A 7,729-nucleotide genomic window follows, 5' to 3' on the forward strand; every position below is an offset into this window, starting at 1 on the left:
CGGTGCCCACCAATACTGCGGTTTCTTGGCCCAGGGGATGAATGTTGCGGGGGCAAAAATGGCTTGCAGGTCTGCGTCCTCGAACAAGCGGATCGCCTTGTCGGGGTTGATGGTGTGATCTTCCTTGGGCTTCCGAAACGCCTTCATCGGTGACAAGTCGATGGCTTGCCCGTTGACCAAGTGGTTAAAGAAGGCGACCAGGAACCGGCGGTGACGCTCTTCCGTGGCAGGTGACAGCGGCGGCACGTCTTGCTCTTTCCCCAGCGCGATCGCTTCGTCGAAGGAGAGGTCCTTCAGCATTGGATCCGACACCAGGTTCCTCGGGGCCCAGCGCAGCAGCGTCCAGAGCGCTTGGATGTGGTAGTAGTCGACTCGAGCCGCGGAGATGTTGCCGCAGGTGAGAAGCAGCAGCTTCAACGTGCGCTCGGTGGACTGGATGGTTTTGGGCTCTAGTTGCCGGCGACGCATGTCCGCCAGATGATCCTCGATCTCCTTGGCCAGAGGGCGCGCCGGCGTGCCCATGGGCAGCTGCGCAGGATAGCGTGTGCTGTTCCTCAGGCCGCTTTTTCGTCCGGTTTCGTCGAGCGCAGCGAGGATGCATTCCTGCAGGTTGATGGCGGCTTCTCGGCCTCGGACAATAGCGAGGTCAATACGGTAGCGGCCAATGTGGATGCCTTCCAAATGCAGGAGGCCGAACGGCGAAGCGATGTAGTCGTTGAGTGCCGCGGAGGGGTTGCTGGTCATGGGTCACTTCCATCTAGACATGGAAGTAGGGATATGACAGGACGAAAATTCGTCAACGGGGGCGATACAAAAATCTGCGGTGTCGGCGCAGTCCTTAGGCGTCAGGGTATCCCCTCTGGGGTGCCCTCCAGATTCGCTAATTCGTTACCTGGCGGAAACCCTTATGAAACAAGGGTTGCGAGGGAATTTGTGTCGATTTATCGCAGTCAATTCTGTACTGTTTGCAGTAAATAAGCTAACTAAATGAGCTTAGTGGTCGATTTTAAAAATGAATTTAAGTTAAATGTTAGCCTATTATTGTTAGTCTGAATTTATATTCAAAGCAATGATATGCCTGGATCGGAACTTTCTGACTTCCGATAGGGCGCGACACCGATGGTGCGTCGAATGCCAGGAGTGCAGTCTGACCTTGCCGGACGTGGGACCTGATGGTCGCTCACCCTGCGGACGCTTGAGCAGCGTCGTGCCGGCACCCGGAACTGATTCCGCGCTGCCTTGGTGGATGCGTCTCAAGCAATGCGACAAGGCTGCTGATACTCAAGCCCATGGACAGAGCCGAGCTTCGCAGTCACCTTGAGCGTCTGGATGCCGCGGTGCCCGCCCTGCCCGCCCTGCGGGCTTCCAGTCCTGATCGCCGCCACTTCTGGCAAGCCTTTGCCAACATGGCTGCTGCTATCGAGCAAGAGGCTACGACTGGTGAGGACGTGCAGTTCGTCGGCCGTCGAGCTGACGAAATCTTGTCCTGGCACGGGCTCGAAAGCACGGACTAGAACGTGTGAGTCCATTGGGGCTGTTATGGCCCAATCCTGCGGATAGCAGTGCACTTGCAGGCAGACATGACGCAGGCAAGCGCATGTCTGCTAATGCCCCCATCCCTGGCAGGGCGCGGTTAGGCAATCGCCTGCTGCCATCAATCGACCCCGCCCATCCAAATGCCGTTTGGCCCGCAAGCCTTGTTGCCTTGTTGGCATTTGCATGGTGCTGTCTCCACCAACGCTGGGCCTCTTGAAGGGAATCTTGGCTCCGCTGTCCCTACCCGCAAGGGCGAGCCTCCTACTCGTCGCTGACACTTTGTTGCGGCCCTTCGCTGTGCGCCGCTTGCGCGGTGCTCGCTCTCGGGTGCGGTAGGGCCGGACGCTTCGCCTGTCGGTTCCCACGAGGCGCACAACGCGCTGGTGGAGACAAACCGATGAAGCGCACCCAAGACCGAGCAGTCCAGTATCAACTTCAGATGGACGATGAGGGCATCTTGCTCGCAGCAGCCACCATCCTGGAGCAACGCCTTCAACGCCAAGGCCGCATCCACAGCCCGGACCAAGCCGGCGACTACCTGGTTGCCCGCTGCGCTCACCTGCCGCACGAAATTTTCGGCGTCGTCTTCCTCGACACCAAGCATCACATCCTGGCCACCGAGCACCTCTTCACCGGCACCACCGATGCCTGCGAAGTCCACAGCCGAGTCGTCGCCAAGCGCGCCCTGGAGCTCAACGCCGTCGCCGTCATCCTCTTCCACAACCACCCGAGCGGGAACCCGGAGCCGAGCGAAGCAGACCGCAAGGTCACCGAACGCCTGAAGCAGGCGCTGTCGCTTCTCGACATCCGCGTCCTCGACCACCTGGTCATCGGTGGGCGGCAGCACACCAGCCTGACCGCAAGGGGGTGGGCATAGCCCACCCCCTTCACCTGCGCAGCCTGCCGACGCTAGACTGCCAAGGCAGATGCACTTCCAAGGAGCAGGAAATGAAGGCGTTTCACGTGCGCGGGATTGTGTGGGAGACCGACGGCAAGCGTCCCGCGTTGCCAGTGGAAGCCACGGTCGAATGCGAGAGCGAAGCAGACATCGCCGATGCGCTTAGCGATGCTTACGGATGGCTGGCAAGTGACTTCGCAGTCGTAGACGGTGCTGATGATGCCAGTGATTTGACAGCGTGATTCCATCCTGGGACGCACGCTACACCTAACGGTTAGACTCTGGTGGCAACGAAGGACATCGAGCACTCACGGAGGCTCAGCTTGCGCTTACTGATTCGCAGCATTGTGGTGCTTACCCTTTCGTTAGGAACGCTGGCCTGTGCTCAAGGACCGGCGAGTGACCACGCCTCTCAGGAGAAAACGATGGAAGGACATCCCCCCAGCGCCGCAGACGTGCGCTCCGAGCAAGACAAAGCCGCTGCTAGTGCGGACAGGGCCGCAGACGAGGCCAGTCGGCGAGCCGCTCCCAATGCTGTGGGGTCGGGCGATTACCCACCACTGCCGCAAGGCCCAGCATTAACGTCAGGTGCATTGGTCGAGGCCATCGTTCGAATGGCCAAATCTTTCGAAACCAGAGCAGACATGACCCCGATGCATGTTGCGCAAGTGTCAGGGCTTGAGGTGACGCCAGACAGTCAAGGGCGGCGAACAGGGCTCCAGGGCACACTGGGTGCGGGGCACTATGAGTTCGCTGTGTGGAAGCCTTACGCGCGTCACCCCGGCCACACCATTGAGCTCACAGTGAGGCCTTCCGAGGCTTGTGACCTGTCGTTCAAATCGCTGCATGACCCATTGGTCGCAGGAGGGTTCGGCGTGACCAAGAACGCGGTGGGCTTCAAGCCGACGGTCTACTTTGAGCGAGCGCTCGCAGACGGGCTTGGCTTGTATGTAGTCGTCAGCACGGACAAGCACGACGACCCACGTTGCGTTTCGCGGGTGAGGCTCGAAATGGAGCCGCGTGATGGCTGATCAGCGCGACATTGAACGGTTGCTCCAGAACCTGGAGCAGCAGCCGGGCCTCCCCAAAGGCGCAGTGCGTGACCTTCGAGAGGCCATCGATACATCGCCTTATTTGACTTCGGTGATGACGCAAGCCATCGACCTAGGCACCTTGCGCCGGCTGGAAGTGTCCAATCAGCCGAACGAGGGCGGGCACTACGATGACAAGACTGGCACCGTCAGCATCAACACCTCGATTTTCGAGCCGTCCATTCGTTCCGACCGCTTGGACATGTTGGCGGGAACGGTGGGGCATGAGACCGGGCATGCGCTGATGGCGCCGTCGGCGCAAGTTTCTCTGAACACTTTTGTGTTCAAGCTCGATGCCGCGCTCAAAGAGGGTATCCAATACGGCGAATCAGTCGTTGATGCCACGGGGCTGTCCAAGGAATTCATTGCATCCGCTCGGCAAAACGAAGCCTTGGCCGAGTTGGTGAGTATGAATGCCGTGGCCAGCCGAGTGGCGACGACCACGGGGCAGTTCAACCAAGCCGAATTTCTGCGTCGCGTCGAGCCGACAACCGCTTGCGTGAAAGACGGAAAGCTTGAGCCGGGCATCCACTTGGACGAGCGTGGATTTCAACGCACAGGGAACAGCATTTCCAGCTCGGCTGTGGAAGCTGTTGCCGTTTGTCACTTCGACCGAAGCGACAGCAGCATGGGGCGCCAGGGCACGTCTAACTACCCCGGCTACTATGCGGCCTACCCTGTGAGCGCGGGGGCTGCGTTGTTGAGAGAGCGTGCGGGATCCACGACCCAGGCCTTGCCGCGCCTCGGTTACGACCTCGCAGAGTTAGGCACCGATACGGCCAAGCTGGAGGGAGCCGGGCTGAGCTTGGGCGGACAGGGCAAGGCGTTCGGATTTGTCGATACCTCCCACGGTCAGCAGCGGGAAGTGGAGGTGCGCCAACTAGGCCCAGCGCAGCATCGCCCGGACATTGAGCCCCCCTCGCTTCGGTCACCTTCGCAGGTGCTGGCCGACAATCCCGCCCACCCGGACCACTCGACCTACCAGCAGATCCATTCCTGGGTGCGCGGCACGGGAAACTGGAACGAAGAAGAGACCAGGAATGTCTCAGCTGCGCTTTACAAGCAGCAGGTGGACGACCCGTTGCTCAAGCGGGTGGACAGGGTCACGGGAGGCTTGGGGAACGATGGCGCTCAGAACGTCGTTGCGATCTATGCCCCACACGGGTTAGACAAAGCGCCGCAGTTCCATGCCCACGTGGATGGGCGCGAAGCCTCGCAGGAGCCGGCCCAGCAGAACCTCCAGCAGGCTGAGGTCATCAAGCAGGACCAAGTGCGTCAGCAGGCACTGGAGCAGACCCAGCAACAGACGGCGCAGCAGGAACAAGGGCCGACGATGACTAGGGGCGGTCCCTGAAAAGTGCTCGCCGTGATGACGAGGGCTCTAGTGAAAAGAGCCAGCACGATTTCTCATGTGGCTGCTAAGCAACGTTTCCAGTTCTGCGTCGTCCAGCAGGTGCGCACCAGTGGAAACCACGAGGTCCGCCACGCGCTGCCGTCTTTTTATTTCTTCGCGCTTCGCCGTTTCCTGGGCCTTCGCTTCGCGGCGCTGGTTTGCTAAAAGCTCTTACGCTTGTAGCTGGGCCAAGCGCTCGGTGGCCCGCTGAATTTGGTCTCGGTAGTGATTCGTTGCGGTCACGCGTTTCTCCTGTCGCTTGGAAACGAGTCAAGCAGGAAAACGGCTAGCGTCAAGCATTGAGATGGTCTCGAATTTCGTCCGCCGTGTGACCCGAAAGGTCTGAAAAACAAGAGCTTTCAAAAACAAGCAAGAGCGCACCTAGGTGTCACTGCGTGACACGTGCGCAAGGGTCTTCGCCCCTTGAACCCCAAGCGCCGGGGGCGCTTGCGAAAATCCAAAGCCGAGGCATAAACCAAGCAACCCCACTGCTCCGGAGTCGCCGCCTCATGGCCATCTACCACGCCAACGTCAAGACATTTAGTCGCGCCAAAGGACATTCGTCCATCGCTGCGGCAGCCTATCGCGCTGGGCTGCTGCTGGAGGACGCGCTCACCGGCCTGCGCCACGACTACCGCCGCCGGGACGGCGTGGTCGAAACGCACTGCATTGCTCCCGAGGACGCGCCCGATTGGGCCCTGGTCCCCGCTGAGCTCTGGTCGGCGGCAGAGGCGGCTGAGCGTCGCAAAGATTCGACGGTCGCGCGCGAGTTCGAGTTCGCGTTGCCGCACGAACTCGATGACCTCCAGCGGTCCGAGCTGGCCGTGGAAGTCACCCGTGGGCTCGTCGGGCGCTACGGCTTTGCGGCCCAGGCCAGTATCCACAGCCCTGGGTCCAAGGATGGGCTGAACTGGCACGTCCATGTCCTGGCGACGACCCGTCGCATCGGGCCGGACGGCCTCACCGACAAAACCCGGGAGCTCGACGGCGGGCCTTCGGGACGTGTTGAAGTGCAGTGGGTGCGCGAACTCATCGCCTCTACCATCAACGCCCACCTTGAGAAGGCGGCACTGGAGATTCGGGTGGACCACCGCAGCCTGGCCGCCCAGGCGGACGACGCTCTGGCGCGTGGCAACCTGGCCTCGGCTGCCGTGCTGTCCCGGGAGCCCACGAAGCACGTCGGCAAGAACGGCACCGCCCTGGCCCGGCGCGGCCAGCCGTCGGAGCGTTCTGACGCAAACCGTCGAATCGAAGAAACCAACGAAGAGACCTTCCGAAAACTCATCGCTGTGTTCGAGCAAGAAGGGCGCGCCATGCCCGTGCCTGACGGTCACAGCCAGGCCCAGGCCGAGCACAAGACTCATCGCCTTCCCGGCACTATCTCTCTGCCGCTGGGGCGCGGGGCGGGGCTCATCGAGATGTCCAGCAGCATGGCCCCCATTGCCTGTGGACTGGGGTTGCTGGAAGCCGAGGATGTCAAGGTAACTCGCGAACTTCGCCCTCTCGCAGAGCTCGCGGAGGAGGCCAGCAACGAATGGGGAGTGGCTGTTCAAGCGGATCCCCGGGTGGCTCAGACGCTCCAGGCGACGCTAAACCTGTTGCAGTGGATGAGGGAGCGCGTGACTGCCTTCGCCGAGGAGGCCCGGCTGCGCCCGGACCTCAACGAGTTGCTCCGTCGGCTGCGGCGCTTCAAGGCAGCCACCATGAAGTTCGCCCGGCGGCTATTGGCGGTGCGCCGAGCGGAGAAGCTGCACCACATGGCCGAGAACGCGTGGCACGACTTTTTGGCGAACAATCCCGAGCCTGGGACGTCATGGACGCAGGGGGACTGGAAGCAGCGGCGCGGGCGTCGGTTGAGCACCCTCGAAGCCCGAGCCGCAGAGCTGGCCGATGCAAGGGCTCGGGTGACCGCGGAGGAACAAGCCCTCTGCGAGAAAGAGGCGTCGGCCAGCGCGGCGCACCTGGAGGCCTGGAGCCGGGACGTGCTTCAGCGCTACCCCCTCCAGCTCGACATGGCGGTTGAACCCGACCAGCCCCGTCCAAGCCCTCCCATCTCCGCTCCCCCTGCTTGCGCCTACGTTCCCAAACCGCCGCGCTTCCACTGAGACCAAAAAGCCCCGCGATGCGGGGCTCAATGTTTGCGGGCTCTTGGCCGGCTCAGTGAAGCGTTGGGCGCTTCTTGTTGCGCACTGGGTCCAGCTGAGAGTCTTTGGGCTTTCGGCCCGCTCCAAGGATTGGGCGGCAGTGCCTCCGCCTGGCGGCTTTTTCTGGCTGTAGACGATCAGTTCGCCGGCAGACGCCCAGGCATTGCAAACGTTCCGTTGGCGCACCAGCGGCTCGTCAGAGAGCGTTTGGCTCATCAGCCCGGCGAGTAGTTGGCCGGCAATTTCGAGTTGTTGGGGATGGGTGGTCATGAAAACTTCTGCGTGTGGGGGAAGTCCTCATCCAACCAAGAACCGCAGTTTGCGCAAGAGCTCGGTTAGAGCACTATTTCACAAATTTGAATACGTGCGGAAATTTGATGCCTGTTATGTTCCATCGACATGCTTGCGTCGAGAAACCACCTGACTTCCAAAAATGGCTGGAAGTGAAATTAGACAAACGGCATGCCCGTGCAGAAGTTTCTAGTCACAGGGAGTAGTCTCAAAAAAAGACTTTTCTTCTAGCCCGAGCCAGCCACCGACGATGGCGCGTAGTTCGTCCACGCCCTGGCGCGATTCGCCGGAGTAGGTCTGCACGGTCACGCTGTCGCCGAAGCGCGAGGTCACTTCCTTCTTGACCTTCTGCAGGGTCTGCATCTGCTGGCCACGG

5 protein-coding genes and 5 pseudogenes are annotated in these 7,729 nt (G+C 61.2%); 6 read left to right on the forward strand and 4 right to left on the reverse strand.

Annotation, left to right across the window (positions count from 1 at the left end; all coding sequences use genetic code 11):
• Positions 1-744 (reverse strand): annotated as a pseudogene (locus tag ACD584_RS21590) (integrase); the annotation flags it as partial.
• Between the two features lie 545 nt (positions 745-1,289).
• On the opposite strand from ACD584_RS21590, the gene ACD584_RS21595 reads away from it, so the two are divergent.
• From ACD584_RS21595 to ACD584_RS21615, 5 genes and pseudogenes are all read left to right on the forward strand, one after another.
• A complete protein-coding gene (locus ACD584_RS21595) occupies positions 1,290-1,514 on the forward strand; it encodes a hypothetical protein (RefSeq protein WP_162808665.1) in 225 nt (74 codons plus the stop codon).
• A gap of 419 nt (positions 1,515-1,933) precedes the next feature.
• The gene (locus ACD584_RS21600; protein ID WP_075286085.1) at positions 1,934-2,413 is read left to right on the forward strand and encodes a RadC family protein; all 480 of its coding nucleotides are present in this window, start codon (positions 1,934-1,936) and stop codon (positions 2,411-2,413) included.
• A gap of 71 nt (positions 2,414-2,484) precedes the next feature.
• Positions 2,485-2,676 carry a hypothetical protein gene (locus ACD584_RS21605; protein WP_076036279.1) on the forward strand — a complete coding sequence of 64 codons (192 nt, stop codon included), beginning with the start codon at positions 2,485-2,487 and terminating at the stop codon, positions 2,674-2,676.
• 633 nt (positions 2,677-3,309) lie between these two features.
• Complete coding sequence (locus tag ACD584_RS21610; RefSeq protein ID WP_186009287.1) at positions 3,310-3,465, forward strand: hypothetical protein; 156 nt, start codon at positions 3,310-3,312, stop codon at positions 3,463-3,465.
• A 988-nt stretch (positions 3,466-4,453) separates the two neighbouring features.
• A pseudogene (locus ACD584_RS21615) lies at positions 4,454-4,879 on the forward strand (XVIPCD domain-containing protein); the annotation flags it as partial.
• 27 nt (positions 4,880-4,906) lie between these two features.
• On the opposite strand, the pseudogene ACD584_RS21620 reads toward ACD584_RS21615, so the two are convergent.
• Positions 4,907-5,161: pseudogene (locus ACD584_RS21620) on the reverse strand (hypothetical protein).
• Positions 5,162-5,427: 266 nt separating this feature from the next.
• Here ACD584_RS21620 and ACD584_RS21625 point away from each other — a divergent pair.
• Positions 5,428-7,023, forward strand: coding sequence for a MobA/MobL family protein (locus tag ACD584_RS21625; RefSeq protein WP_076036280.1), 1,596 nt, complete (start codon positions 5,428-5,430; stop codon positions 7,021-7,023).
• 52 nt (positions 7,024-7,075) lie between these two features.
• Here the strand turns inward: ACD584_RS21625 and ACD584_RS21630 are convergent.
• Both ACD584_RS21630 and ACD584_RS21635 read right to left on the reverse strand, forming a co-directional pair.
• A pseudogene (locus ACD584_RS21630) lies at positions 7,076-7,332 on the reverse strand (hypothetical protein).
• Between the two features lie 210 nt (positions 7,333-7,542).
• Positions 7,543-7,729 (reverse strand): annotated as a pseudogene (locus ACD584_RS21635) (hypothetical protein); the annotation flags it as partial.

It is taken from the genome of Xanthomonas sp. NCPPB 2922, from assembly GCF_041520885.1.
Classification (GTDB): domain Bacteria; phylum Pseudomonadota; class Gammaproteobacteria; order Xanthomonadales; family Xanthomonadaceae; genus Xanthomonas; species Xanthomonas campestris.

Bases quoted from the DNA above. Each gene is read 5' to 3' on its own strand.
- ACD584_RS21605 (WP_076036279.1), top strand. From the start codon at position 2,485: ATGAAGGCGTTTCACGTGCGCGGGATTGTGTGGGAGACCGACGGCAAG.
- ACD584_RS21595 (WP_162808665.1), top strand. From the start codon at position 1,290: ATGGACAGAGCCGAGCTTCGCAGTCACCTTGAGCGTCTGGATGCCGCG.
- ACD584_RS21625 (WP_076036280.1), top strand. From the start codon at position 5,428: ATGGCCATCTACCACGCCAACGTCAAGACATTTAGTCGCGCCAAAGGA.
- ACD584_RS21600 (WP_075286085.1), top strand. From the start codon at position 1,934: ATGAAGCGCACCCAAGACCGAGCAGTCCAGTATCAACTTCAGATGGAC.